The 681-nt window shown below is 56.8% G+C and carries 1 protein-coding gene; it reads right to left on the reverse strand.

The annotated features are described in order from the left end of the window. The coding region (locus WH277_RS01585; protein WP_339503984.1) for an ATP-binding protein at positions 1–681 on the reverse strand (681 nt) is incomplete at both ends.

The raw sequence follows: 681 nt of genomic DNA on the forward strand, positions 1-681 counted from the left end.
GCGTAATGCAGTTCGCGCCCCAGTCTTCAAGCTGATGCACGACGATTTTACGCACGTCATCAACGGTAATATCAATCAGGGCGTTGACGCCCTCCAGGAGTTTCTCTTCCTGCGCCAGCTGAGGTTCCAGCGGCGTATGGAGCTGGATACTGTAACGCGTGCCGATATCCGGGCTGGCGCTGATATCCAGGTGGCCGCCCAACTGTTTGCACAGTTGCTTACACAGGAAGAAGGCCATACCCGAGGCTTGGCCATAACGGTCCTGATGAGTCTCACCCAGGTACGGGAAATCAGTATTCGACATTTCGTCAGCCGAAAGACCGGCACCGGTATCAACAATCTCAATCGACAGGCGATCCGGGCGATCGTCCGCTGCACTTACAGATACGCTTACCCGGCCCCACATCGTGGTGGTCACGGCATAGTGCAGCAGCGTGGACAAGATCTTACTGATTGCCCGACGATCGCCAAAACGCGTCTCATCGCTGCTGCGGTGATTGGCAATTATCAGCGTCAGCCCTTTGCGGCGCATGACGGGCAGCAGCTCGCTCACCAGCTCATCCAGCAGGGTTTGCACATTGAAACTGCCTGCATCCGGTGTCCAGTCGAGGGTTTCCAGCTGGTTCAGCAACACAATATCGTCAACCAGACGGCTGAGCGCCTGTGAGGCTTCCAGCGAGG

The organism is Erwinia sp. MYb416, from assembly GCF_037479575.1.
Taxonomy (GTDB): Bacteria; Pseudomonadota; Gammaproteobacteria; order Enterobacterales; family Enterobacteriaceae; genus Erwinia; species Erwinia rhapontici.